23 protein-coding genes are annotated in these 23,136 nt (G+C 71.4%); 16 read left to right on the plus strand and 7 right to left on the minus strand.

Features of this window, described 5'->3' with window-relative positions; translation table 11 throughout:
- Positions 1–6: 6 nt before the first annotated feature.
- Positions 7–1,215, plus strand: coding sequence for an esterase/lipase family protein (locus ACIQM0_RS01180; protein WP_401282144.1), 1,209 nt, complete (start codon positions 7–9; stop codon positions 1,213–1,215).
- Between the two features lie 66 nt (positions 1,216–1,281).
- On the opposite strand, the gene ACIQM0_RS01185 is transcribed toward ACIQM0_RS01180, so the two are convergent.
- Positions 1,282–2,298 carry an aldo/keto reductase gene (locus ACIQM0_RS01185; protein ID WP_401282147.1) on the minus strand — a complete coding sequence of 339 codons (1,017 nt, stop codon included), beginning with the start codon at positions 2,296–2,298 and terminating at the stop codon, positions 1,282–1,284.
- Positions 2,298–2,765: a MerR family transcriptional regulator gene (locus tag ACIQM0_RS01190; protein ID WP_363030756.1), complete on the minus strand. Its 468-nt coding sequence runs from the start codon at positions 2,763–2,765 to the stop codon at positions 2,298–2,300. Before ACIQM0_RS01190 ends, ACIQM0_RS01185 begins: the two co-directional genes overlap by 1 nt.
- Before the next feature lie 172 nt (positions 2,766–2,937).
- Here ACIQM0_RS01190 and ACIQM0_RS01195 point away from each other — a divergent pair, with 172 nt between their 5' ends.
- The 3 genes from ACIQM0_RS01195 to ACIQM0_RS01205 are packed head-to-tail and all read left to right on the plus strand — an operon-like array spanning position 2,938 to position 5,191.
- On the plus strand, positions 2,938–3,774 hold the full coding sequence (locus tag ACIQM0_RS01195) for an alpha/beta fold hydrolase (protein ID WP_401282150.1): 837 nt from the start codon (positions 2,938–2,940) through the stop codon (positions 3,772–3,774).
- 22 nt (positions 3,775–3,796) lie between these two features.
- Positions 3,797–4,330: a TetR/AcrR family transcriptional regulator gene (locus tag ACIQM0_RS01200; RefSeq protein ID WP_401283356.1), complete on the plus strand. Its 534-nt coding sequence runs from the start codon at positions 3,797–3,799 to the stop codon at positions 4,328–4,330.
- A 45-nt stretch (positions 4,331–4,375) separates the two neighbouring features.
- A complete protein-coding gene (locus ACIQM0_RS01205; RefSeq protein ID WP_401282153.1) occupies positions 4,376–5,191 on the plus strand; it encodes a serine hydrolase domain-containing protein in 816 nt (271 codons plus the stop codon).
- On the opposite strand, the gene ACIQM0_RS01210 is transcribed toward ACIQM0_RS01205, so the two are convergent.
- The gene (locus tag ACIQM0_RS01210) at positions 5,157–5,636 is read right to left on the minus strand and encodes an ATP-binding protein (RefSeq protein ID WP_401282155.1); all 480 of its coding nucleotides are present in this window, start codon (positions 5,634–5,636) and stop codon (positions 5,157–5,159) included. The two genes, ACIQM0_RS01205 and ACIQM0_RS01210, sit on opposite strands and share 35 nt — an antisense overlap.
- A gap of 98 nt (positions 5,637–5,734) precedes the next feature.
- Here ACIQM0_RS01210 and ACIQM0_RS01215 point away from each other — a divergent pair, with 98 nt between their 5' ends.
- Positions 5,735–6,583 carry a helix-turn-helix transcriptional regulator gene (locus tag ACIQM0_RS01215; RefSeq protein ID WP_401282158.1) on the plus strand — a complete coding sequence of 283 codons (849 nt, stop codon included), beginning with the start codon at positions 5,735–5,737 and terminating at the stop codon, positions 6,581–6,583.
- The gene (locus ACIQM0_RS01220; protein ID WP_401282161.1) at positions 6,543–6,806 is read left to right on the plus strand and encodes a DUF397 domain-containing protein; all 264 of its coding nucleotides are present in this window, start codon (positions 6,543–6,545) and stop codon (positions 6,804–6,806) included. The genes ACIQM0_RS01215 and ACIQM0_RS01220 overlap by 41 nt, the downstream gene beginning before the upstream one ends.
- A gap of 69 nt (positions 6,807–6,875) precedes the next feature.
- On the opposite strand, the gene ACIQM0_RS01225 is transcribed toward ACIQM0_RS01220, so the two are convergent.
- Positions 6,876–8,918, minus strand: a complete 2,043-nt coding sequence (locus ACIQM0_RS01225) for an alkaline phosphatase family protein (RefSeq protein ID WP_401282164.1) — start codon at positions 8,916–8,918, stop codon at positions 6,876–6,878.
- Positions 8,919–9,150: 232 nt separating this feature from the next.
- On the opposite strand from ACIQM0_RS01225, the gene ACIQM0_RS01230 reads away from it, so the two are divergent.
- Positions 9,151–9,741 carry a GNAT family N-acetyltransferase gene (locus ACIQM0_RS01230; RefSeq protein ID WP_401282167.1) on the plus strand — a complete coding sequence of 197 codons (591 nt, stop codon included), beginning with the start codon at positions 9,151–9,153 and terminating at the stop codon, positions 9,739–9,741.
- A gap of 271 nt (positions 9,742–10,012) precedes the next feature.
- Positions 10,013–11,098 carry an SUKH-4 family immunity protein gene (locus tag ACIQM0_RS01235; protein ID WP_401282170.1) on the plus strand — a complete coding sequence of 362 codons (1,086 nt, stop codon included), beginning with the start codon at positions 10,013–10,015 and terminating at the stop codon, positions 11,096–11,098.
- Between the two features lie 54 nt (positions 11,099–11,152).
- On the opposite strand, the gene ACIQM0_RS01240 is transcribed toward ACIQM0_RS01235, so the two are convergent.
- Positions 11,153–11,815, minus strand: coding sequence for a pirin family protein (locus tag ACIQM0_RS01240; protein WP_401282173.1), 663 nt, complete (start codon positions 11,813–11,815; stop codon positions 11,153–11,155).
- A gap of 122 nt (positions 11,816–11,937) precedes the next feature.
- On the opposite strand from ACIQM0_RS01240, the gene ACIQM0_RS01245 reads away from it, so the two are divergent.
- From ACIQM0_RS01245 to fabF, 5 genes are all read left to right on the plus strand, one after another.
- A complete protein-coding gene (locus ACIQM0_RS01245) occupies positions 11,938–13,137 on the plus strand; it encodes a helix-turn-helix domain-containing protein (RefSeq protein WP_363030765.1) in 1,200 nt (399 codons plus the stop codon).
- Positions 13,138–13,226: 89 nt separating this feature from the next.
- A complete protein-coding gene (locus ACIQM0_RS01250; RefSeq protein WP_401282176.1) occupies positions 13,227–14,141 on the plus strand; it encodes an ACP S-malonyltransferase in 915 nt (304 codons plus the stop codon).
- 13 nt (positions 14,142–14,154) lie between these two features.
- Positions 14,155–15,156, plus strand: a complete 1,002-nt coding sequence (locus tag ACIQM0_RS01255) for a ketoacyl-ACP synthase III (RefSeq protein ID WP_401282179.1) — start codon at positions 14,155–14,157, stop codon at positions 15,154–15,156.
- 64 nt (positions 15,157–15,220) lie between these two features.
- Positions 15,221–15,469, plus strand: a complete 249-nt coding sequence (locus ACIQM0_RS01260) for an acyl carrier protein (protein WP_362958562.1) — start codon at positions 15,221–15,223, stop codon at positions 15,467–15,469.
- Positions 15,470–15,542: 73 nt separating this feature from the next.
- The gene (gene fabF, locus ACIQM0_RS01265; protein ID WP_363030768.1) at positions 15,543–16,805 is read left to right on the plus strand and encodes a beta-ketoacyl-ACP synthase II; all 1,263 of its coding nucleotides are present in this window, start codon (positions 15,543–15,545) and stop codon (positions 16,803–16,805) included.
- Between the two features lie 141 nt (positions 16,806–16,946).
- Here fabF and ACIQM0_RS01270 read toward each other — a convergent pair whose 3' ends face one another.
- On the minus strand, positions 16,947–17,441 hold the full coding sequence (locus tag ACIQM0_RS01270; RefSeq protein WP_401282182.1) for a DUF3145 domain-containing protein: 495 nt from the start codon (positions 17,439–17,441) through the stop codon (positions 16,947–16,949).
- Between the two features lie 352 nt (positions 17,442–17,793).
- Between ACIQM0_RS01270 and ACIQM0_RS01275 the strand changes: the two genes are divergently transcribed.
- Both ACIQM0_RS01275 and ACIQM0_RS01280 read left to right on the plus strand, forming a co-directional pair.
- Positions 17,794–18,705 carry an SGNH/GDSL hydrolase family protein gene (locus tag ACIQM0_RS01275; RefSeq protein WP_401282185.1) on the plus strand — a complete coding sequence of 304 codons (912 nt, stop codon included), beginning with the start codon at positions 17,794–17,796 and terminating at the stop codon, positions 18,703–18,705.
- A gap of 27 nt (positions 18,706–18,732) precedes the next feature.
- A complete protein-coding gene (locus tag ACIQM0_RS01280; protein ID WP_401282188.1) occupies positions 18,733–19,734 on the plus strand; it encodes an aldose epimerase family protein in 1,002 nt (333 codons plus the stop codon).
- A 76-nt stretch (positions 19,735–19,810) separates the two neighbouring features.
- On the opposite strand, the gene ACIQM0_RS01285 is transcribed toward ACIQM0_RS01280, so the two are convergent.
- A complete protein-coding gene (locus ACIQM0_RS01285; RefSeq protein ID WP_401282191.1) occupies positions 19,811–22,297 on the minus strand; it encodes a beta-glucosidase in 2,487 nt (828 codons plus the stop codon).
- 161 nt (positions 22,298–22,458) lie between these two features.
- Here ACIQM0_RS01285 and ACIQM0_RS01290 point away from each other — a divergent pair, with 161 nt between their 5' ends.
- Complete coding sequence (locus tag ACIQM0_RS01290) at positions 22,459–23,109, plus strand: TetR/AcrR family transcriptional regulator (RefSeq protein ID WP_401283358.1); 651 nt, start codon at positions 22,459–22,461, stop codon at positions 23,107–23,109.
- Positions 23,110–23,136: the final 27 nt, after the last annotated feature.

The following is a 23,136-nucleotide window of genomic DNA, read 5'->3' on the forward strand; positions in this document are numbered from 1 at the left end:
GCAGTCATGTCCGACACGACCGAGCCCGACGTCGGTTCGTTCTCCCTCGACGGTCACCTGACCGCCGAAACCGCCGAGCCCGTCGAGGTCCCCGAGCACGCCGAATGGACCCTGCCGAACGGCTTCGCCTGGGTGTTCCCCGGGGAGGGCAACAACGGCGGTCTCGTCCGGCCCGTGATCATGGCCGACGGGTTCAGTCTCGGCCGGAGCAAGCTCGACACGCTCTACCAGGGGCTGGAGGGCGGCGACTTCGCGTTCGTCAGCGAGCTGCGCCGACGCGGCAGGGACGTCATCCTCCTCGGCTTCGACGAGCGCAGCGCGTCGATCCTGGACAACGCGGAGGCGGCCACGGCCGCCATCCTGCGGGCCGTCGCCGAGCAGACGGGCGACGCCCCGCTGGTCGTCGGCGGTTTCAGCATGGGCGGCATCGTCACCCGCTACGCGCTCGCCAAGCTTGAGGCGCAGCACGTGGACCACCGGACCGCGCTGTACTTCTCCTACGACAGCCCGCACCGGGGAGCGTCCATCCCGGTCGGGGTGCAGGCGTTCTCCTACTTCATCCCGTTCGCCAACGCCTTCGCGAAGCAGATGGACAGCCCGGCCGCGCGCCAGATGCTGTGGCGGCACTACGACCCGAACAGCGGCAAGATCGAAGTCGCCCCGGAGCGCACGGAGTTCCTGGCCGCCCTGGAGCAGGTCGGCGGCTGGCCGCGGATCCCGAGGACGCTGGCCGTGGCCAACGGCCGTGCCGACGGGGTCGGCCTGCCGGAGGTGACGCCCGGCGACATCGCGCTGAAGATCGACCGGATCTACCCGGGCACCACCTTCTACACCCAGGCCGAGGGCAACGGCGTGACGTCCGCCCAGCTGAACCGCAGGTTCCCCAAGGCCGAGCGGACCATCACCACCAACGGCTTCCCGGAGGTGGACGGTGCGCCGGGCGGAACCCTGCACACGTACAAGATCCTTGCCGACGCCATGAAGAAGGCCGGCGCCAAGGTGGACCTCCGGCACGAGAGCGTGTGCTTCGTCCCCTCGGTCAGCGCGGTCGCGATCCGTGACGTCGAGAAGCAGGACGACCTGTACGTGAACATCGACAAACTCGAAGTGGAGGAGAGCGAGGTGGACGAGTTCCTCTGCTCGTCCACGACGACCGGGCACACGGTCATGACCGAAGAGCTGTGCACCTGGCTCCTGGAGCGGCTGCCCGACTGATCCCGCCGCACACGGCTGCCCGGTGCGTCCGCCACGCGGGCGGGCGCACCGGGCAGGCGCACCGGGCTACTCGCGTGCGGTCGAGGTCGAGCTCATGTCGGGGTAGCGGTCCCCCGCGACCTGGCCGGCGATCGGCTCCAGCAGGGCGAGCTCCTCGGGCGTCAGGGTGATCCGGGTGGCGCCGAGGTTCTCCAGCAGGCGGCTGCTCCTGCGGGTGCCCGGGATCGGCACCACGGTCAGGCCGTGCACCTGGGCGCGCTGGTGCACCCAGGCCAGCGCCACCTGCGCGGCGGTCGCCCCGTGGGCGGCGGCGATCTTGTGGACCGGCTCCAGCAGCGCGGCGTTCGTCTTCGCGTTGTCGCCGGTGAAGCGGGGCTGGAACTGCCGGAAGTCGTTCTTCGCCAGGTCCTTGCCGGCGTCCGCGAACGCCCCGGTCAGGAAGCCCCGGCCGAGCGGCGAGTACGGCACGAGGGTCACTCCGAGCTCCGCGGCGGCGGGCGCCGCGCTGAGCTCGACGTCGCGGCTGAAGAGCGACCACTCGGACTGGAGGGCGGCGATCGGGTGCACGGCGTGCGCCTCGCGCAGCTCCGCACCGGTCACCTCGCTCAGCCCGAGCTGCTTGACCTTGCCCTGCCGCACCAGCTCTGCCATCGCGCCGACGGACTCGGCCAGCGGCACGGCGGGGTCGCGGCGGTGCATGTAGTAGAGGTCGATGACATCGGTGTTCAGCCGGCGCAGGCTGTTCTCGACGGCCTGCCGGATGTACGCGGGGTCGTTCCGGATGCCCCGGTAGTGCGGGTCGTCGTCCCGGCGCACGATGGCGAACTTCGTGGCGAGGGTGATCTCGTCCCGGTGCGCACCGACGAACGGCGCGATGAACGTCTCGTTGGCGCCGCTGCCGTAGACGTCCGCGGTGTCGAAGAGCGTGACGCCCGCGGCGAGGGCCGTCTCCAGCGTCTCGCGTGCGGAGACTTGGTCGGTGTCCCCGTAGAACTCGCTCATGCCCATGCAGCCGAGGCCCTGGACGCCGATCCGGGGGCCACCCTCGCCGAGCTCCACGGTGGCGATCTTGTTGTCAGTCATCAGGTACTGGGCCTCTCCGGCGCCCGTCGGGCGCTCGCGTAGAAGTCGATCTTGTGGTCGAGGACGGCCAGGGTGTCGTGGAGCTCCGCGATCCGCGTCCTCACGTCGCGGCGGGTCGCCTCCAGCAGTTCCTGGCGTTCCTCGAAGGTGTCGTCGCCCTCGCGCAGCAGCTCCGCGTAGCGGACCATGTGGGCGACCGGCATCCCGGTCAGCCGCAGCTTGCCGACGAAGGCCAGCCAGTCCAGGTCGCGGTTGGTGAAGCGGCGCTGACCGGTGTGCGAACGGTCGACGTGCGGCATCAGCCCGATCCGCTCGTACCAGCGCAGCGTGTGCGCGGTGAGCCCGGTGAAGGCGACCACCTCGCTGATCGTGTACTGGTCCTGCCCCTCGGGGCGCGGATGCGCCTTGGGGGCCGATGCGCAGATATCGGTCCTCGTCGAAGCCGAAGTGGTCTCCATCACCGTCATGCCTCCACGCTAGAACCTTGGAGTGCACTCGAAGCAAGCGTCACCGGGATCCTTTTTCGGTCGGCGCCGGGCAGGGCCCGGGAATCCGCGGAGCCGGCCGCTTGACGACCAAAGCTAACGAAGATAGCTTTTAGCTAAGAGCATTAGCCATGAGGGATGTACGGAGGATGCCATGACCGAGTACCTCGCCGTCGACGGCGGCACGCTCGCATACGAGGTGGCGGGGTCCGGTCCGCTGATCGTTCTCGCGCACGGCATGGGCGACAGCCGCGCCGCGTACCGTGCCGCGATCCCCCCGCTGGTGGCCGCGGGCCACCGGGTCGCCGCGGTCGATCTGCGCGGCTGCGGCGAGTCCAGCACCGACTGGCCCGACTGGAGCCGCACCGCCCTCGCGGGCGACCTGCTCGCCCTGATCCGCCACCTGGGCGGCCCCGCCGTGCTCGTCGGCCATTCGATCTCCGGTGGCGCCGCCACCATCGCCGCGGCACGGGAGCCCGCCCTGATCACCGCGGTCGTCGAGCTGGCACCGTTCACCCGCAAGCAGTCGGTCCGCCTCGGTGACCTGCGCGTGAAGCGCTTCCGGCGGGGCATGCTGCGGCTGCTCGGCGCGAACATGTTCGGCAGTCTGCGGCTCTGGCGCTCCTACCTCGACGTGGCCTACCCCGGTGTGAAGCCGGCCGACTGGACCGAGCGGCTCGGCCGCATCGACTCCCTGCTGCGCGAGCCGGGCCGGATGAAGGCGCTGCAGGGCATGGGCCGTGGCGCCCCGACCGACGCCGGTGCACAGCTCGGCAACGTCCGCTGCCCGGTCCTGGTCGTGATGGGCACGCTCGACCCCGACTGGGCCGATCCGCACGCCGAGGGTGCGGCGGTCGTCGACGCCCTGCCGTCCGGCCTCGGCAAGCTGGAGATGATCGAGGGCGCCGGGCACTACCCGCACGACCAGTTCCCCGACCAGGTGGTCTCGCTCGTGCTCGCCTTCGTCCGGTCGGCGGCCGCCCGTGCCTAGGGCGGGCCTGGACCCGGCGGCCGTGGTCACCGCCGGTGCCGCCCTCGCCGACGAGGTGGGCCTCTCCCACCTGACGATGGCCCTGCTGGCCGAGCGGGTGGGCGTGCGCACCCCGTCCCTGTACAAGCACGTGGGCGGTCAGGACGACCTCGTCCGGCGCATCGCGGCCCTGGCGTTGAGCGAGACCGCCGACGCCGTCGGCAGCGCGGTCCAGGGGTACGCGGGCCGCGACGCCCTGGCGGCCGCGGCGCGCGCCTTCCGGGCCTTCGTCCTGGAGCACCCCGGCCGGTACGCCGCGACGATCGGCGTGGAACCGTCCGGCCCGGACGACCCGCTGGCCACCGCGGGCCGGCGGTCGCTCGACGCCTTCAGGGCGATCCTGCACGGCTACGACATCGGGGAGCCCGACGTGGACCACGCCCTGCGCATGCTCCGCAGCCTCTGCCACGGCTTCGCCACACTGCAGGCGGCCAACGGCTTCCAGTGGAGCACCGACGTCGACGAGAGCTTCGAGTGGCTGATCACCTTCGCCGACCGGGGCCTGCGCGCGATGTGAACACGCCGGAAGGGCCACGCCGTGACGGGCATTAACCTCGTACGTATGCAGAGCCTGGCGATGATCGAGAACTGGCCCGTCCCCACCGCGGCAGCAGCCGTCGTACGAGCGGACGGCACCGTCGTCGGCAGGCACGGTCCGACCGCGCACCGCTTCCCGCTCGCCTCCGTCACCAAGCCGCTCGCCGCCTACGCGGCGCTGGTGGCGTACGAGGAGGGCGCGGTCGAGCTCGACGAGCCGGCCGGGCCCGAGGGTTCCACGGTCCGGCACCTGCTCGCCCACACCAGCGGCCTCGCCTTCGACGAGCACCGGGTGACGGCCCCGCCCGGCACCCGGCGGCTGTACTCCAACGCGGGCTTCGAGGTGCTCGGCGACCACATCGCCAAGGCGAGCGGCATCCCGTTCCCGGAGTACCTCCGCCAGGCGGTCCTGGAGCCGCTCGGGATGACCGCGACCACGATGGACGGCTCACCGGCCCGCGACGGCGTCTCCACCGTCGACGACCTGGTGCGGTTCGCGGCCGAGGTCCAGGCCCCGCGCCTCCTCGACCCGCGCACGGTGCTGGAGGCGCAGAGCGTCGTCCACCCCGGGCTGAAGGGCGTCCTGCCCGGCTACGGCCACCAGAACCCCAACGACTGGGGCCTCGGCTTCGAGATCCGGGACTCCAAGTCCCCGCACTGGACCGGCGCGACGTCCTCCCCCGCGACCTTCGGGCACTTCGGCCAGTCCGGCACGTTCCTGTGGATCGACCCGGTCGCCGGCGCGGCCTGCGTGGCGCTCACCGACCGCGCCTTCGGCCCCTGGGCCGCCGAGGTCTGGACGCCGTTCACGGACGCGGTCCTGGCCGAGCTGGCGGCGTAACCGGGCCGGGCCCGATCCCCGACGCGGCGGCCAGGCACTCGAACCACACCGTCTTGCCGCCGCCGTCGCGGCGCACCTCCACGCCCCACTTGTCCGTGACGGCATCCACCAGGACCAGCCCGCGCCCGCCCTCGTCGAGCACACCGCCCTCGACGACGCGAGGCACCTTCGGGCAGCCGTCCGCCACCTCGACGCGGACGCCCTCGCCGTCCGGGAGCCGGAAGATGAACGTCTGGCAGCGGCGACCGGGCACATGCCGCACGACGTTGGCGATCAGTTCCGTGAACGCGAGCTCGGCGGCATCGGCCACTCCCGCAAGCCCCCACCCGTTGAGGTAGAGCCGCAGAATGCGCCGCAGGTGCCGGGCCGAGTGCTCACCCATGGCGAAGTCGGCCCGGTACACAGGCTCTTCGGACTCACCCCGGGGGGAAATTACGTGATTCATGTCACCATCCTGCGAGCAAGTGACTACGCTCGGCTACCTACGGAACCGAACGCCGCGAGGCGTTGCGCATCGCGCCTGCACACCGGAGGTCCCCCGCCGTGGCCAACATCCAGTCACTCGACCCCAGCGCGTCCCCCCTGGACTACTACGGCTGGGAACTACGCCGCCAGCGCGAGGCCCACGGCCTGAAACAGCACCAGTTGGGCGAGATCATCTTCTGCACGGGCTCGCTGATCGGCCAGATCGAGACGACGAAGAAGATCCCCACCCGCGACTTCTCGGAGCGCGTGGACGCCGCCCTCGGAACGGGCGGGGTGTTCTCCCGGCTGATGGGCCTGGTCCTGCGCAGCCAACTGCCGACCTGGTTCCAGCCGTACGCCGACATGGAGGCCCGCGCCGCGTACATCTCCACGTACCAGGCGCAGTTGGTCTACGGGCTGTTGCAGACGGAGGACTACGCGCGGGCGGTGCTGGCGACGGGTATGCCGGACGATCTGGAGAGCGTGCTGGCCGCTCGGATGGAGCGCCAGCGCATCCTGGAACGCGACCGGCCGCCGCTGGCCTGGGCCGTCCTGGACGAGGCCGTGCTGCACCGGCTGATCGGCGGCCATGACGTCATGCGCGCGCAACTGGCCCGCCTGTTGGATTTCACCAACAACCGGTGGATGCGCATTCAGGTGCTGCCCTTCGTCGCAGGCGAACACGCAAGCCTCGAAGGGTCGTTCAACCTTCTGCGCTTCGATGACGACCCGGACATCGTCTATACCGAGGACATCATCTCCGGCCATATGACGGCCAGTCCCGACATGGTCAGGGAAGCCTCGCTCCGATACGCTCATTTGCAGGCTGCCGCCCTCTCCGTCGAGGAGTCGGCGGCTCTGATCGCCCGCGTGATGAAGGAGCGTTATGGAGACCGGCCCCGACCTGAAGAGCACGCAGTGGCGTAAGTCCAGCTACAGCGGAAGCTCTGGCGGCGACTGCGTCGAGTGCACCGTGGCCGGCGGCGCCGCCTGGCGTAAGTCGTCGTACAGCGGAAGCTCTGGCGGCGAGTGCGTCGAGGTGGCCGACGGCTGCGCCGCCTCCGTGCCCGTCCGCGACAGCAAGAACCCGGCCGGGCCCGTCCTCGTCATCGGGGCCGACGCCTGGCGCGGCTTCGTGGCCGGGCTCTGAGGCCTCAGAAGCGCGTACGACGCAGGGGCTCGGGACGGCCAGTGGTCGCCCCGGGCCCCTGCTGTCCGCTCAGACCGTCGACACCCGGCCGGCGTACCGCTGGGTCCAGCCGGTGCCGGTGTTGGCGGCGGTGAGGACCACGTCGTAGTAGCCGTCCTCGGTGGGCCAGTGCACGACGGTGGAGTGGCCGCCGGGGACGGTGTACTTACGGGTGCCGCCGACGTAGTCGTTGGCCGTCAGGGTGTAGCGGACGGGTTGTCTGCCGTCGTTGTGCAGCCGCAGCCTGACCACGGCGCGCCTGCCCCTGACCAGCTCCGCCTCGACGCGCGGAACGCCGATGTGCTTCGTGCTCTCGTGCTCGGGGGTCAGCTGTCCGGCGAAGGAGCGGAGGAAGCCGTCGGGCCCGTAGACGGAGAAGGCGTAGTTGCCGTCGGTCTTCGCCGTGTCCCAGGTGTACGAACGGGGGGTCGCGGCCGTCACCGTGTACGGGGTGTTGTCGAAGGCGAGGTACCGGTCGGGGAAGACCTGGAGGCTCACCGCCTTGTCCGCCGGACCGCCGGCCAGCGTCATGGACGCGGTCACCGTGCCGGTGGAGCGGTTCTCGGTGACGGTGGCGTGCGGGTGGAAGGAGAGGCCGCGCGGCTTCATCCGGTCCCGGGACGGCTTCGGCGGGGTCCCGGTGACCGGGTCGGCGATGACGACCGGGCCCGGCCGCGGGTGCGCGAAGTCGATCGCGCTGGTCAGGTCACCGGCGATGGAGCGGCGCCATTCGGTGATGTTCGGGCAGGTGAACGGCTTGCCGAGGTGGGAGGCCCAGGTCTCCAGGAACTTCACCGTCGAGGTGTGGTCGAACACCTCCGACGCGACGTAGCCGCCCCGTGTCCACGGCGAGACCAGCAGCATCGGCACGCGGGGGCCGAACCCGTACGGAGTGGTGCCGGAGTACTCACCGGGTGTGCCCGCCTCGGGGCGCGGGGGCAGGACGTGGTCGAACTTTCCGTCGTTCTCGTCGTAGGTGATGATCACCAGGGTGTGGTTCCAGATGTCCTCGTTGCTCTGGAGCGTCTTGAGGACCTTGTTCATGTAGCGCTCGCCGTGCACCGTGTCGAAGCCCGGGTGCTCGCTCCACGCGGCGGGCATCACGACCCAGGAGACCTCGGGCAGCGGGTGCTCGGCCCCCGGCTCGCAGGCGTCGATCAGGTCGCGGAGCACGGCGTCGAGGTTCGCCTCCGAGTCGTCGTTGGGCGTGGTGGCGCCCTCGTAGACGAAGGAGTTGGCCTTCCAGATCTTGCCGGTGCCCGGTTCGAGTTCGGACGGGTCCGCCGTGCGGGGGTCGAAGGCGGCGAAGCTGTTGGTGACGTTGCAGCCGTACTCGCCGACGTAGCCGCTCTGGAGGCTGCCCCGGACACCGTTGCCGCTGTTGTCGGAGTAGACCCGCCAGTCGATGCCGGCCTGCTGGAGCTGCTCGGGGACGGTGGTCCAGCTGCGGCTGTAGTCGTTCTGCCTGGCGTTGCTGGTCTCGCCGCCCGCCGCACCGGTCATCAGGTAGTAGCGGTTCGGGATGGTCGGCCCGTGCAGCGAACAGAAGTTCATGTCGCAGACGGTGTACTGGGAGGCGAGCGAGTACATCCACGGCATGTAGTCGGGTGTGTAGTACCACATGCAGTGGTCGCCCTTGTCCTTCACCCAGGTGTCCCACCGCCCGCCGTTGGCGCCGTAGAAGTTGTGGTTGTCGCTCCAGGTGGCGGTGGACGCGGCGGGCGTCACGACGGCGCCGGTGGCGTCGCGCTGCTGGAAGACGTCGGTGCCGTCCTGGAACCTCAGGACCTGCTTGTCGTGGTGCCCGCGCACACCGCGCAGCTGCCCGAGGTAGTGGTCGAAGGAGCGGTTCTCCTGCATCAGGATCACCACGTGCCTCAGGTCGGAGATGTCACCGTTGAAGCCCTTGGGCAGGTGGTATTCGGCGGCACTGGCCTCCGCCCCGCCGACCGCTTCGGCCACCGGGCCGACAGCCATCGCACCGAGGGCGACAGCGGCCGTCTGGAGCATCCGGCGCCGGTTGATGCGGAATTCCTGGGCGGGTCTCACGGTGTTCTCGGTGAGGGGATTCATCAGGGGGAACCTCTGTTCGGGGGAGAGTGGTTCAGGGACGAACGTCGGCGCGTGCCTGCGAAAACTAGGCCGCCGGGGCGAACGGCGGGCGAACCGTGGCCGTACTCCTGGGACACCGGCAGATGATCTCTCGCCGTTCCACCGGGTGGGGGCCTCCCCCGGGGCCAACATGCCAACAGGCCCGGCCATCCGGGTAGTCGGCGATCACGAATGGCCGATACTCTCCCCGGCCATGACCGACATAGTGCGCGCCGCCGCCTCCGACGTCCCGGCGCTCGCCGCCGTACTCGCCAGCGCCTACGCCGAGGACCCCGTCTGGTCCTGGCTGATGCCGCACGACCGGGACCGGCGGCTGCGGCTCCTGTTCACCGCGCACCTCGCCCAGCAGGTCCCGGCGGGGCGGGTGTGGACCGACCCGGACCGCACGGTGGCGGCGGTGTGGGCGGAGCCCGGACACTGGAAGCTCCCGGCGAGCTACCTGCTCCGCAACGCGGGCACGCTGCTGCGCGCCGGGCGGGCCCAGCTGCCCAGGACCGGACTGCGGCTGCTCGCGCTGGAACACCGCCATCCGGCCGACCCCGCGCACTGGTACGTCGAGTACATCGGCACCCACGCCGACGCACGCGGCACGGGGCGCGGCTCGCAGGTGCTGGGCGGGCTGCTGGCGCAGGCGGACGCGGACGGGCGGCCGGTGTTCCTGGAGTCGAGCAACCGCCGCAATCTGACGTTCTACGAGCGGCACGGCTTCGCCGTCCACGAGGAGATGGCGTTCCGGTCCGGGCCGCCGATGTGGTCGATGTGGCGTCGGGAGACCGGGCGGTAAACACCGGCACGGCCGCGTCGGTCCCGGTGTCCTCGCCTCTGCCCATGGTGCGAAGTCGCCTGCGCCGAGGCCGAGTCGACGAACACCCGCGCGTGACGCTAGCCTGCCCGACGGGCGACAGCCTGTGCGACGGCGGACCGTCCGGGCCTGCGCCGTCACTCCTCGCCGAAGGCCCGGACCGCACCGCGTGAGCCGCGTGCATCGCGCGACCCGCGCCGCACCCTCACGCGTCTCGCACGAGTCGCACGACCGGATGACAGGGGGCCGCGCCGTGGCTGGACCGACGGACCGCGCCACGCTGCGTTTCAACGTGACGCCGGACCAGATGAACCACTGGTTCCCGGAAGTGGAACGCCACACGCCACCGGGGATCACACATGACCTCACCCGGCGCTTCCTGGCCGAGATCGGGCTGCCCCGGACTGCCGCCCTGATCCGGTTCGAGCCGGGCGGGCCGGATACCACCTGGCCCGCACTCCACCGCATCGGCACCTATGGCGACCACGGCCAGGTCCTGCTCGACCCCGAAACCGGCCACGTGTACTCCAGCCAAAGAGACAGCGGCGGAGGTCAGCCGGACCCGATGAGCGTCGACGTGTCCGCGCTGGTCCGCGACGCCCACCTGGCCGAGAACCTGCGGAACGACCGGGAACCGCGGCACACCGCCGACGAACTGGTGGAACTGCTGGCGGAGACCGAGCCGGAACTCCCCAGGAGCGGCTCCTTCTGGACGACGGCGTACGTGATGTGGCAGCTGCGCCGCGCGGCCGTCCCCGGGGACGGGCTCGCCGTACGCGTCACGGGGGAGATGCTCGATCTCTACTACGAAGGCCAGTACTGGGGGTTTCCGGACGAGTCGCTGCCCGACGCGCTGGTGCACGGCCCGACGAGGCGGTTCCTCCGCGAGACCGGGGTCATCGACGCCTGGGCCTACCTGGAGATGTCCGGCCCTGAGGAACGGCTGCCGACCCTCACCGAGATCACCGCACACCGGATCGAGGACGATGAGGACCTTCCCGGTCCGCCACCGGACGCCGAGCACCTGATCGTGCTGGGGTACGTCTTGGAGGACATCGACCTGGTGGTGGACGGTCGCACGGGTCTGGTCCTGATGTGGGACCCGTACGAGGCCGAGTTGACCCCGTGCAACACGGACCTCTCCACCCTCGCCTTCACCATGTGGGCGGTGGCCCACGCGGGGGCGGAGGGCAAGCGGCTCGGACTCGGGATGGACGGCGTCTGGGAGACGATCATCAGGGACGTGCTGGGCGGGATCGACCCGGTGGCGTGGGCCGAGCCCTGGGGCTACTGGCCGAATCTGCTCTTCGACGGAGTCAACGGCATCGCGCTCGCATGAACGGTCCGCGCGCGGTGGTCGGGCCGATCGCGACACCGCGCCCTCGGCCGTCCTTCAGGCGGCGCTGAACTCCCACACCAGCACTTCCGCCGCCGCCCCCACCGCGACCAGCTCAAGACCCGATTCCCCGGTGATCCTGACCGCGTCGCCCGCCGCCAGTTCCTCGTCACCGAGCAGCGCCCCGCCCCGCACCACGTGCGCGTACACCCGTGGCGCGTCCGGCACCGCCGTGCGCTCGCCCTCCCCCAGCCGGCGCACATGGAGCATCGCGCCCGCCTCCGGGAGGGCGTACGGGGTGGAGTCCGCGATGCCGGGGACCGTCGTGTACGAGGGCTCGCCGCCCGGCTCCAGGGGTGCGAGCCACATCTGAAGGAACGTCAGCGGGGCGTCCCCGTCGTTGCGTTCGACGTGCCGGACGCCGCCCGCCGCGCTCAGGTGCTGGACGTCCCCGGCGCGGACCACCGTGGCGTGGCCGGTGGAGTCGCGGTGGGTCAGCTCCCCCTCCACCACCCACGTCACGATCTCCGTGTGGCTGTGCGGGTGCTCGTCGAAGCCCGCGCCGGGCGCGAGGCGTTCCTCGTTGCAGGCCAGGACCGGGCCGAAGCGGAGGTTGTCCGGGTCGTAGAAGGTGCCGAAGGAGAAGGAGTGCCGGGACTCGATGCCGGCCGCCTCGTCCCCGCCCCTGAAGCGGTCGCCCGAGCGACGTACGGAAATCACCCGCCCCACGGTAGCCCGCACCGCCGGGCCGGGGCCCCGGTCACCGGCCACTACCCGGCGGTACGACCCACGGACCGCCCCACCCCTCCGGGCAGCCGTCCGGATAGGGCAGTCTTGTGTCCGTGCCCCGACCCGATCCTGAGCAGTCCGCCGCGAACGACGCCCATCTCCATGCCGCGACCCTGAAGCGGCTGGAACAGTCCTCCGGACGGCTGGCCGCGAACGCCATCGCCCGCATGGACGAGTCACTGCCGTGGTACCGGGCCATGCCACCGGAGAACCGGTCCTGGATCGGCCTGGTCGCCCAGGCCGGTATCGCCGCGTTCACCGAGTGGTTCCGGCATCCGGAGACCCCGCAGGCCATCTCGACCGATGTCTTCGGTACGGCTCCACGCGAGCTGACCCGGGCGATCACGCTGCGGCAGACCGTCGAGATGGTGCGTACGACGATCGAGGTCATGGAGGCCGCGATCGACGAAGTCGCCGCGCCCGGCGACGAGTCGGTGCTGCGCGAGGCGCTGCTCGTCTACGCGCGGGAGATCGCGTTCGCGACCGCCCAGGTGTACGCCCAGGCCGCGGAGGCGCGGGGCGCCTGGGACGCCCGGCTCGAATCGCTCGTGGTGAACGCGGTGCTGTCCGGGGAGGCCGACGAGGGCGCCGTGTCCCGGGCCGCCGCTCTCGGCTGGAACTCCCCCGAACACGTCTGCGTGCTGCTCGGGACGGCTCCCGACGGCGACAGCGAACTGACCGTGGAGGCGATCAGGCGGGCCGCCCGGCACGCCAAGCTCCAGGTGCTGACCGGGGTGCTCGGCAACCGCCTCGTCGTCATCGCGGGCGGCAGCGACAATCCGCTCCAGGTCGCCAAGGCGCTGATCGGGCCGTACGCGGCAGGGCCGGTCGTCGCCGGTCCCGTGGTGCCCGACCTGCTGGCGGCCACCCGGTCCGCGCAGGCGGCGGCCGCCGGGCTCAAGGCGTGCGGCGCCTGGCAGGACGCCCCCCGGCCGGTGCTCGCGGACGATCTGCTGCCGGAGCGCGCGATGGCCGGAGACCCGGCCGCGCGGGACCAGTTGGTAGAGGAGATCTACAGACCGCTCGAAGAAGCGGGTTCTGCCCTCCTGGAGACGCTGAGTGTGTATCTGGAACAGGCGAGCAGCCTCGAAGGGGCCGCCAGGATGCTCTTCGTCCACCCCAACACCGTGCGCTACCGGCTCCGACGTGTGACAGACGTCACCGGCTGGTCGCCCTCGGATGTCCGCTCGGCGTTCACGCTGCGGATCGCCCTCATCCTGGGGCGTCTGGCCGACAGAGATCTCCAGTCCTAGACTTTTGTCGGACTTCAACAATTCCCCATACGGTTCTTCGTCCCTGTCCCCACGGGTGTTCCGGACCGTTCACAAGAGAGAGTGTGAGGGTGCTCGTACTCGTCGCTCCCGGCCAAGGCGCTCAGACGCCCGGCTTCCTGACTCCCTGGCTCGACCTCCCCGGTGCCACCGACCGCATCGCGGCCTGGTCCGACGCCATCGGGCTCGACCTTGCCCACTACGGCACAGAGGCCGACGCGGACGAGATCCGCGACACCGCGGTGGCTCAGCCGCTGCTGGTCGCCGCCGGTCTGCTGTCCGCTGCCGCACTCGACGCCTCACCGAACGCCGTCGCAGGTCACAGCGTTGGTGAAATCACCGCAGCCGTGTTCGCCGGAGTCATCGGCGACGAGGCCGCTCTCCGTCTCGTACGTACCCGGGGGCTCGGCATGGCCGAGGCCGCGGCGGTCACGGAGACCGGCATGGCGGCACTGCTCGGCGGGGACCCCGAGGTCACCATCGCGCACCTGGAGAAGCTCGGCCTGACCCCGGCGAACGTCAACGGGGCCGGTCAGATCGTCGCCGCCGGCACCGCCGCCCAGATCGCCGCGCTCGCCGAGGACAAGCCCGAGGGTGTGCGCCGCGTGGTGCCCCTGAAGGTCGCCGGCGCGTTCCACACGCACCACATGGCTCCCGCGGTCGAGCGGCTCCGCGAGGCCGCGGAGACCCTGGAGGTCTCCGACCCGGCCGTGACATATGTCTCGAACGCCGACGGGCAGGCCGTCGCCACCGGCGCGGAGGTCATCTCCCGCCTGGTCGGCCAGGTCGCCAACCCGGTCCGCTGGGACCTGTGCATGGAGACCTTCAAGGAACTGGGCGTCACGGCACTGATCGAGGTCTGCCCCGGCGGCACGCTCACCGGCCTCGCCAAGCGTGCGCTGCCCGGCGTGCAGACCCTCGCGCTCAAGACCCCCGACGACCTCGACGCGGCCCGCGCGCTCATCGCTGAGCACGCGGGCGCCTAAGGAGCCCGAGAGCATGTCGAAGATCAAGCCCAGCCAGGGCGCCCCGTACGCACGGATCATGGGTGTCGGCGGCTACCGCCCCACCCGGGTCGTGCCGAACGAGGTGATCCTCGAAACGATCGACTCGTCCGACGAGTGGATCCGCTCACGGTCCGGCATCGCCACCCGCCACTGGGCCTCCGAGGAGGAGACCGTGGCCGCGATGTCCGTCGAGGCGTCCGGCAAGGCCATCGCCGATGCCGGGATCACCCCGTCGCAGATCGGCGCGGTCATCGTCTCCACCGTGTCGCACTTCAAGCAGACCCCGGCCATCGCCACCGAGATCGCCCACAAGGTCGGCGCGGGCAAGCCCGCCGCCTTCGACATCTCGGCCGGCTGCGCGGGCTTCGGCTACGGTCTGACGCTCGCCAAGGGCATGATCGTCGAGGGCTCCGCGGAGTACGTGCTCGTGATCGGCGTGGAGCGGCTGAGCGACCTCACCGACCTGAGCGACCGCGCGACGGCCTTCCTGTTCGGCGACGGCGCAGGTGCCGTCATCGTCGGCCCGTCCGCGGTGCCCGCCATCGGCCCCACGGTGTGGGGCTCCGAGGGCGACAAGTCCGACACGATCAAGCAGACCGTGGCGTGGGACACCTTCCACGCCGAGCGTCCGGAGAAGTTCCCGGCCATCACGCAGGAGGGCCAGGCGGTCTTCCGCTGGGCCGTCTTCGAGATGGCGAAGGTCGCCCAGCAGGCGCTGGACGCGGCCGGGATCGCCCCGGAAGACCTGGACGTCTTCATTCCGCACCAGGCAAACATGCGGATCATCGACTCGATGGTGAAGACCCTGAAGCTGCCGGAGCACGTCACGGTCGCCCGTGACGTGGAGACCACCGGCAACACCTCCGCCGCCTCGATTCCGCTCGCTATGGAGCGGCTTCTGGCGACCGGTCAGGCGAAGAGCGGCGACACCGCGCTCGTCATCGGCTTCGGGGCGGGTCTCGTCTACGCCGCGACGGTCGTTACCCTCCCCTAGGCACACCGGGTCTTTTCGGCCCGGACACCCGAACCCAGCAGATATACACCGAAGGAGCGCCAACATGGCCGCCACGCAGGAAGAGATCCTCGAAGGTCTCGCCGAGATCGTCAATGAGATCGCCGGTATCCCGGTCGAGGACGTCCAGCTGGACAAGTCCTTCACCGACGACCTGGACGTCGACTCGCTGTCCATGGTCGAGGTCGTCGTCGCCGCCGAGGAGCGCTTCGAGGTCAAGATCCCGGACGAGGACGTCAAGAACCTCAAGACGGTCGGCGACGCCGCTGACTACATCCTCAAGCACCAGGCCTGATCCAGTTCGTGTGTCGCCACCCGGCGGTGGCGCCGCTGATTCACGACCCTCTACACGTGGAGAAGATTTTCCAGTGAACTCGACCAATCGCACCGTGGTCGTCACCGGTATCGGCGCAACCACTCCGCTGGGTGGCGATTCCGCATCGACCTGGGAAGGTCTGATGGCCGGCCGTTCCGGCGTCAAGCCTCTCGTGGGCGAACGTTTCGCCGAACTGCCCGTCCGGATCGCGGCCCTCGCGGCCGTCGACCCGGGCGACGTCCTGCCCCGCCCGCTCGCCCGCAAGCTGGACCGCTCGGCGCAGTTCGCGCTGATCGCGGCCCGTGAGGCGTGGGCGGACGCGGGTTTCACCGGCAAGGCCGGTGAGGACGCCAAGATCCAGCCCGAGCGGCTGGGCTCGGTCATCGCCTCCGGTATCGGCGGCGTGATCACCCTGCTCGACCAGTACGACGTGCTCAAGGAGAAGGGCGTACGCCGCGTCTCCCCGCACACCGTGCCCATGCTCATGCCCAACGGTCCGGCCGCCAACGTCGGTATCGAGGTGAACGCCCAGGCGGGCGTCCACACCCCGGTCTCCGCCTGCGCGTCGGGCGCGGAGGCGATCGGGTACGCCGTCGAGATGATCCGCACCGGCCGCGCCGATGTGGTCCTCGCCGGTGGCACGGAAGCGGCCATCCACCCGCTGCCGATCGCCGCGTTCGCCAACATGATGGCGATGTCCAAGAGCAACGACGAGCCCGAGAAGGCCTCGCGTCCGTACGACACCGCCCGTGATGGCTTCGTCCTCGGCGAGGGCGCCGGTGTCGTCGTCCTGGAGTCCGCGGAGCACGCCGCCTCGCGTGGCGCCCGGGTCTACGCCGAGGTGCTGGGCCAGGGGCTGTCCGCTGACGCCCACCACATCGCGCAGCCCGAGCCGACCGGGCGCGGTATCGCCGCGGCGATGCAGAACCTGCTGGACCAGACGGACCTGAAGCCGTCCGAGGTCGTGCACCTGAACGCGCACGCGACGTCCACGCCGCAGGGCGACGTCGCGGAGCTGAGGGCGCTGCGCAAGATCCTGGGCGACGACCTGGACCATGTCGCGATCTCCGCGACGAAGTCGATGACGGGGCACCTGCTCGGTGGCGCGGGCGGCATCGAGACCGTCGCGACGGTCCTGGCGCTGCACCACCGGCTGGCTCCGCCGACCATCAACATCGAGAACCTCGACGACGCGGTCGAGGCGGACATCGTGCGGGACGCTCCGCGGCCGTTGCCGGAGGGGTCGATCGCGGCGATCAACAACTCGTTCGGGTTCGGCGGGCACAACGTGGTGCTGGCGTTCCGTAGCGTGTGATCTTCTTCTCGCCGTACGTGTGAAGCCCGCTTCCCTCACATGGGGAGGCGGGCTTCATCCGTGGCGCGGGCTGTTCGGGGGCTCCGCCCCCGGACCCCCGCTCCTCAATCGCCGGAGGGGCCTGAGGCGCGGGGGTCCGGGTCAGACCACCTGGTGGAGCCAGCGGACCGGGGCGCCCTCGCCCGCGTGGCGGAAGGGCTCCAGTTCGTCGTCCCACGGCTTGCCCAGGAGCTGGGCGATCTCCGCCTCGAGGTCCGACTCCCCGCGCACAGAGCGCGCCAGCGCGGCCCGCAGCCGGTCCTCGGGGACCAGGATGTCGCCGTGCATGCCGGTGACCGCGTGGAAGATGCCCAGCTCCGGCGTGGAGCTGTAGCGCTCGCCCTCCGCGGTGGGCGACGGCTCCGCCGTCACCTCGAAGCGCAGCAGATCCCAGCCGCGCAGCGCGGAGGCGAGCTTCGAGGCCGTGCCCGGCCTGGCCTGCCAGGAGAACTCGGACCGCCAGGTGCCGGGCGCGGCCGGCTGTCTGATCCAGTCGAGCTGGACTCGCACACCGAGGACACCCGCCACCGCCCATTCGACATGTGGGCAGAGCGCGCGCGGTGCGGAGTGAACGTACAGAACTCCACGTGTCGTCACCGGGACCTCCAGTGTGGGACGAGGTTCGCCTTCCCCAGCGGCCTCGCGCCCGTAACGTCTCTTTCCGGCCGCTTCCCGAGGTTGTCATCAGTAAACAGCATCGGGCGTTAATATCCGGAAAAGGGACAGTATGTGACGTGATGTGATGTTCGGAAGCCACCCGAGTGGAGCCGGACGGCTCAAGGAGCCACTGGTTCGACGGGGAAAAGCTACCGTGCGGCGGCGTCCGAGGGGTGACGTACCGTCGGTCCTGGGCCCAGGATTCGCGCCGCGTTCACCCGGCGCGGCGGGCGGGCCCGCCGACCGGTGCCACGAGGGTTTGCCGGGGGCATGGACAGGAGGGGACCAGGGAATGCCGGATCGCGCCGTACGGCACCGCTCGCGCACCGCACTGGCCGCGCTGGCGGCGTTGTCGTGTCTCGGCACGGCCGTACTGGCCGGCTGTGACTCCGGGTCGGACAGCACGACGAAGGGCGCGGCGGCCGGACACCCCTCCCCGGCGGCGGCCCCGCTCTGGGACCGCAGCCCGAAATCGATCGCGGCGGTCGGGGACTCCATCACCCGCGGGTTCGACGCCTGCTCGGTGCTGGCGGACTGCCCCGAGGTCTCCTGGTCGACCGGCTCCGACAGCAGGGTGAACAGCCTCGCGGTGCGGCTGCTCGGCGCCTCCGGCGCGGCGGACCGCAGCTGGAACCACGCGGAGACGGGGGCCAGGATCGCCCAGTTGCCGGAGCAGATGGCGCTGGCCGCGAAGGAGGACCCCGATCTGGTCACGGTGATGATCGGCGCCAACGACGCCTGCCGGGACTCGGTGCGGATCATGACACCGGTGGCCGATTTCCGTGCGTCGTTCGAGGCCTCGATGCGGCAGTTGCGCGGCGCCGCGCCGAAGACGCAGGTGTACGTGTCGAGCGTGCCGGACCTGAAGCGGCTCTGGTCGACGGGGCGCGGCAACCAGCTGGGCAAGCAGATCTGGAAGCTGGGGATCTGCAAGTCGATGCTGTCCGACGCGGACGACATGAGCGCCGCCGCGGTGACACGGCGCTCCGCGGTGCAGGAGCGCGTGGTGGCGTACAACGAGGTGCTGCGCGAGGTGTGCGCGAAGGACGCGCGCTGCCGTTACGACGGCGGGGCGGTCTTCGACTACCGGTTCACCGGCAAGCAGCTCAGCCAGTGGGACTGGTTCCACCCGGGGCGCAACGGGCAGGCCCGGCTGGCCGAGATCGCGTACCGCAATGTCACGGCGGCCCGGCCCCCCGCGTGAGCCCCGGCCGGTCTAGAGTTCGTGATCATGGACACGGGTTCGAGAACGGCGCTGCGCGCGGAAGACTTCGGCACGCTCGGGGACGGCACGGCCGTGCACCGCTGGACGCTGGAGCGGGACAGCACGCGGGTACGTGTGCTGACGTACGGCGGCGTCGTGCAGTCGGTCGAGGTGCCGGACCGCGACGGCGCGCGGACCGGTGTGGCGCTCGGGCTGCCGGACCTCGCCTCGTACCAGAAGTACACCGGGCCCTATTTCGGCGCCCTGGTCGGGCGGTACGCGAACCGGATCGGCGGCGCGGCCTTCGAGCTCGACGGACGGACCCGCCATCTGACGCGCAACGAGGGGCGCAACCACGTGCACGGCGGGGCCCGCGGCTTCGACAAGCGCGTGTGGGACGCCCGGGAGATCGCGGACGGGCTGGAGCTGTCCCTGGTCTCCGCGGACGGCGAGGAGGGCTTCCCGGGGCGTCTCGAGGTCGCGGTGGCGTACACGCTGGACGAGGGCGGGGCGCTGCGGATCACGTACCGGGCGACGACGGACGCGCCGACCGTGCTGAACCTGACGAACCACACGTACTGGAACCTGGCGGGCGCCGACAGCGGCAGCGCGCTCGGCCAGCGGCTGCGGATCGCGGCCGGGCGGATCACTCCGGCCGACGCCGAGTCGCTGCCGACGGGTGAGTTCCGGCCGGTGGACGGGACCCGGTTCGACTTCCGGGAGCCGCGGCCGGTGGCCGCGGGGTACGACCACAACTACGTGCTGGACGAGGGCGTGGCGGGTCCGGTGGCCGAGCTGTACGACGAGGTGTCGGGGCGCGTGCTGACCGTCACGACCACGGAGCCCGGTCTCCAGCTCTACACGGCGGACCACTTCGACGGGGAGCCGTTCGGGCCGTGCGCCGGGATCGCGCTGGAGACCCAGCACTTCCCCGACTCCCCGAACCGGCCGGAGTTCCCGAGCACGGTGCTGCGGCCGGGCGAGGAGTACGTGTCGACGACGGTGTACGGGTTCCCGGCGCCGCGCTGAGGACGGGCGGTACGGGGAAGAGCCCCGGAGCGGGGTCAGGGACCGCTCCGGGGCTCTTCCGTACCTGGGGCGCGGGTTACGCCGTGATCTCGACGGGCTTGATCTCGACGGGCGCCGTCAGCCGTACGTCACCGAGCGAGTGGGCCGCCTGCACCTCGTACGTACCGGGCACGACGGTCCAGCCGTACGCCGTCTCGTCCCAGATCTCGTACGCGCGCCGCTCCAGCGGCAGCGTCACCTCGACGCTCTGTCCGGGGGCCGCCTCGACGCGGCCGAAGCCGGCGAGGACGCGGGCCGGGCGTTCGACGGTGTCGGCCCGCGGGGCCACGTAGAGCTGCACGGTCTCGGCGCCCGGCCGGGTGCCGGTGTTGGTGACGCGGACGGTCGCGGCGTCCTCGGTGACGGTGAGGGCCTCGTACGTCCAGCTGGTGTAGCCGAGTCCGTGGCCGAAGGGGTACGCCGGTGCCGTACCGGCCTTCTCCCAGGCCCGGTAGCCGATGAAGACGCCCTCGTCGTAGTGGAGTGCGCCGTCGGTGGGGGTGGTGGCCGCGACGGGTGCGTCGGCGAGGACGGCGGGCCAGGTGGTGGGCAGCCGGCCGCCCGGTTCCGCGGCGCCGAGCAGGACGTCGGCGAGCGCCGCGCCGCCCTCCTGCCCGGGGAACCAGCTGAGCAGCACCGCGGCGACGTCCTCGCGCCACGGAAGCTCCACCGGGGAGCCGGAGTTGACGACCACGACGGTGTTCGGGTTGGCGGCGGCGACGGCCCGGACCAGGTCGTCCTGGTGGCCGGGGAGCCGCAGTCCGGTGCGGTCGAAGCCCTCGGACTCGACGCGTTCGGTGGTGCCGACGACGACGATCGCGGTGTCCGCGGCGCGGGCGGCCTCGACGGCCTCCGCGATCAGCTCGCCGGGGTCGCGGCGCGGGCCGAGGTGGCAGAGGGAGAACGAGACGCCGGGGATCGGGGAGTCGGCGCCGAGGGTCTCGGGGAGCTGCCGGAGGGAGACCTCGACGGGTTCGCCCGCGGTGAGCGTGACCCGGCCGCGCTCCTGGGGGCTGCCGAAGAACGCCTCGCCCGGGTCGGCGGAGCCGCTGACGCGGTGCACCTCGTCGTAGAGCGCCGTGCCGGCGACGGTGAGGGTCAGTGCTCCGGTGCCGCGGGTGCCGAAGACGTGCTCGCCGCTGTCGCGCGGGGTGAAGGTGCCGGTGATCTCGACGCTGTGCAGCGTCTCGTGGGTCACGCCCGCGGGCAGGTCGGCGCCGATCCACTGGACGGCGCCGGTGTGCAGCGGGGCCGATCCGATGACCGTTCCCGCCGCGTCGCGGCAGACCGCCTTGAGGGTGAACCCCTTGTCCGCCGGCGCGAGTTCGTCGTTCGGGTCGGCGCCCGTCCGGTAGTCGAGCACATCCTCGGGGAGCGCCGCGAGCAGGCCGTCGAGCGGGGAGACGATGTGGTGCGGGAAGACCTGCGCGGAGCCGCCGCCGAGCACCCGGGCGTCGCGGGCCAGGGCGCCGCTGAGCGCGATCCGCCGGACTGCGGACGGGTCGACGGGGAGCACGCCGCGCTCGTTGCGCAGCAGGACGAACGAGCGGCGGGCGATCTCCCGGGCCAGCGCGTCCCCGTCGACGGCGGCCGGGCGGTCGGCCTCCGCGACCACGGGCGGGGCGCCGTCCAGCACGCCGACGCGGGCGGCGAGCCGCAGTACGTTGCGCGCCGCCGCGTCGAGGACGGACTCCTCGACCTCACCGGCCCGCACCGCGGCGGCGAGCGCCGCCCCGTACACCGTCCTCGGGCCGGGCATCGCGACGTCGAGCCCGCCGTTGACGGCCGCGACGGTGGAGCGGGCGGCCAGCCAGTCGGAGACGATGAAGCCGTCGAATCCCCACTCGCCGCGCAGCACCTCGTTCTGGAGGTAGCGGTGCTCGGTCATGGTGGAGCCGTTGACCTGGTTGTAGGCGGCCATGATGCCCCACGGGTGGGCGTTGGTGACGATCCGCTCGAAGGGCGCGAGGTAGAGCTCGCGCAGGGCGCGGGGGCCGACGATGTTGTCGACGGTGAAGCGGTCGGTCTCGGCGTCGTTGGCGACGAAGTGCTTGACGGTCGTGCCGACCCCGCCCTCCTGCACCCCGCGCACGTAGCCGGTGCCGATCTCCCCGGTGAGGTACGGGTCCTCGCTGTACGCCTCGAAGTGCCGCCCGCCCAGCGGGGACCGGTGCAGGTTCACGGTCGGCGCGAGCAGTACGTGGACCCCCTTGCGGCGGGCCTCCTGCGCGAGGAGGTGTCCGGCGCGGCGGGCCAGGGCGGGGTCCCAGGTCGCGGCGAGGGCGGTGGGCGAGGGCAGCGCGACGGAGGGGTCGTCGGCGCTCCAGCTGACGCCGCGCACCCCGATCGGCCCGTCCGACATGACCAGGGACCGCAGCCCGACGGCGGGGAGCGCGGGCAGCGACCACATGTCCTGCCCGGCCAGCAGCCGGGCCTTGTCATCGAGCCCGAGCGCGGCCAGGGCCGTTTCCGCGGCGGCCTCGCGGGCCGCCTCGGGGTGCGTGGGTGTGGTCGCGTCTGCCACGGCCGTGCCTCCTCGTCGAGATCCTCTGCCGGATGTCTCCATAGTGACCCCTGCCCGGTAGAGCGGTAGGGTTCGTTATCCATACGTAACATACAGGCATGGCGTACGGTCCTGGAAGAGGATCGGAAGTGGACCGGAAGAGGGCGGGAAGGGGCCGGGCGATGGTGCGGGCCAGGAGCGTGGAGCGGCGGGCGGACATTCTCCGCGCCACCCTGGAGGTGATCGCGGAACGCGGCTACCGGGGCGCCACCCTGGGCGCGGTCGCGGAGCGGGTCGGCCTGAGCCAGCAGGGGCTGCTGCACTACTTCCCCACCAAGGAGGCGATGCTCGTCGCCGTCCTGGAGGAGCGCGACCAGTGGGACACCGGCGGCGGGCCCCGCAGCGACGGCGGCTGGCGGACCGAACTGCTCGGCTCCCTCGTCGAGTACAACGCGATGCGCCCCGGCGTCGTCCAGACCTTCTCCGCGCTGCTCGGCGAGAGCGTCACGGAGGAACACCCGGCGCGGGAGTTCTTCACCCACCGCTACACCCAGGTCCGGGCGAGCATGGCGGCGATGCTGCGCGCCGAGTTCGGTGAGCGGCTGCCGGGCGGGCTCACGCCGGAGCGCGCCGCGCCGCTCCTGGTCGCGACGATGGACGGGCTGCAGTACCAGTGGCTGCTGGACCCGGACGCGGTGGACATGCCCGCCGCCTTCCAGGACTTCCTCCGGCTGCTGCGGCCCGACACCGCACAGGCCGCGGGGCCGGAGACCACGGACGCCTCGGACACGGACCGCGAGCCCCCGCCGAATGACATGAGCCGAACGACATGAGCTGCGGCAACACCGGCGCGACAAGAT

This window comes from Streptomyces sp. NPDC091387, assembly GCF_044756945.1.
In the GTDB taxonomy this organism is placed as follows: Bacteria; Actinomycetota; Actinomycetes; order Streptomycetales; family Streptomycetaceae; genus Streptomyces.

What these genes read in the sequence shown, in the direction of transcription:
- ACIQM0_RS01180 (WP_401282144.1), top strand. Translation starts at nt 7, where the DNA reads ATGTCCGACACGACCGAGCCCGACGTCGGTTCGTTCTCCCTCGACGGT.
- ACIQM0_RS01185 (WP_401282147.1), bottom strand. Translation starts at nt 2,298, where the DNA reads ATGACTGACAACAAGATCGCCACCGTGGAGCTCGGCGAGGGTGGCCCC.
- ACIQM0_RS01190 (WP_363030756.1), bottom strand. Translation starts at nt 2,765, where the DNA reads ATGACGGTGATGGAGACCACTTCGGCTTCGACGAGGACCGATATCTGC.
- ACIQM0_RS01195 (WP_401282150.1), top strand. Translation starts at nt 2,938, where the DNA reads ATGACCGAGTACCTCGCCGTCGACGGCGGCACGCTCGCATACGAGGTG.
- ACIQM0_RS01205 (WP_401282153.1), top strand. Translation starts at nt 4,376, where the DNA reads ATGCAGAGCCTGGCGATGATCGAGAACTGGCCCGTCCCCACCGCGGCA.
- ACIQM0_RS01210 (WP_401282155.1), bottom strand. Translation starts at nt 5,636, where the DNA reads ATGAATCACGTAATTTCCCCCCGGGGTGAGTCCGAAGAGCCTGTGTAC.
- ACIQM0_RS01220 (WP_401282161.1), top strand. Translation starts at nt 6,543, where the DNA reads ATGGAGACCGGCCCCGACCTGAAGAGCACGCAGTGGCGTAAGTCCAGC.
- ACIQM0_RS01225 (WP_401282164.1), bottom strand. Translation starts at nt 8,918, where the DNA reads ATGAATCCCCTCACCGAGAACACCGTGAGACCCGCCCAGGAATTCCGC.
- ACIQM0_RS01230 (WP_401282167.1), top strand. Translation starts at nt 9,151, where the DNA reads ATGACCGACATAGTGCGCGCCGCCGCCTCCGACGTCCCGGCGCTCGCC.
- ACIQM0_RS01255 (WP_401282179.1), top strand. Translation starts at nt 14,155, where the DNA reads ATGTCGAAGATCAAGCCCAGCCAGGGCGCCCCGTACGCACGGATCATG.
- ACIQM0_RS01260 (WP_362958562.1), top strand. Translation starts at nt 15,221, where the DNA reads ATGGCCGCCACGCAGGAAGAGATCCTCGAAGGTCTCGCCGAGATCGTC.
- ACIQM0_RS01275 (WP_401282185.1), top strand. Translation starts at nt 17,794, where the DNA reads ATGCCGGATCGCGCCGTACGGCACCGCTCGCGCACCGCACTGGCCGCG.
- ACIQM0_RS01280 (WP_401282188.1), top strand. Translation starts at nt 18,733, where the DNA reads ATGGACACGGGTTCGAGAACGGCGCTGCGCGCGGAAGACTTCGGCACG.
- ACIQM0_RS01290 (WP_401283358.1), top strand. Translation starts at nt 22,459, where the DNA reads ATGGTGCGGGCCAGGAGCGTGGAGCGGCGGGCGGACATTCTCCGCGCC.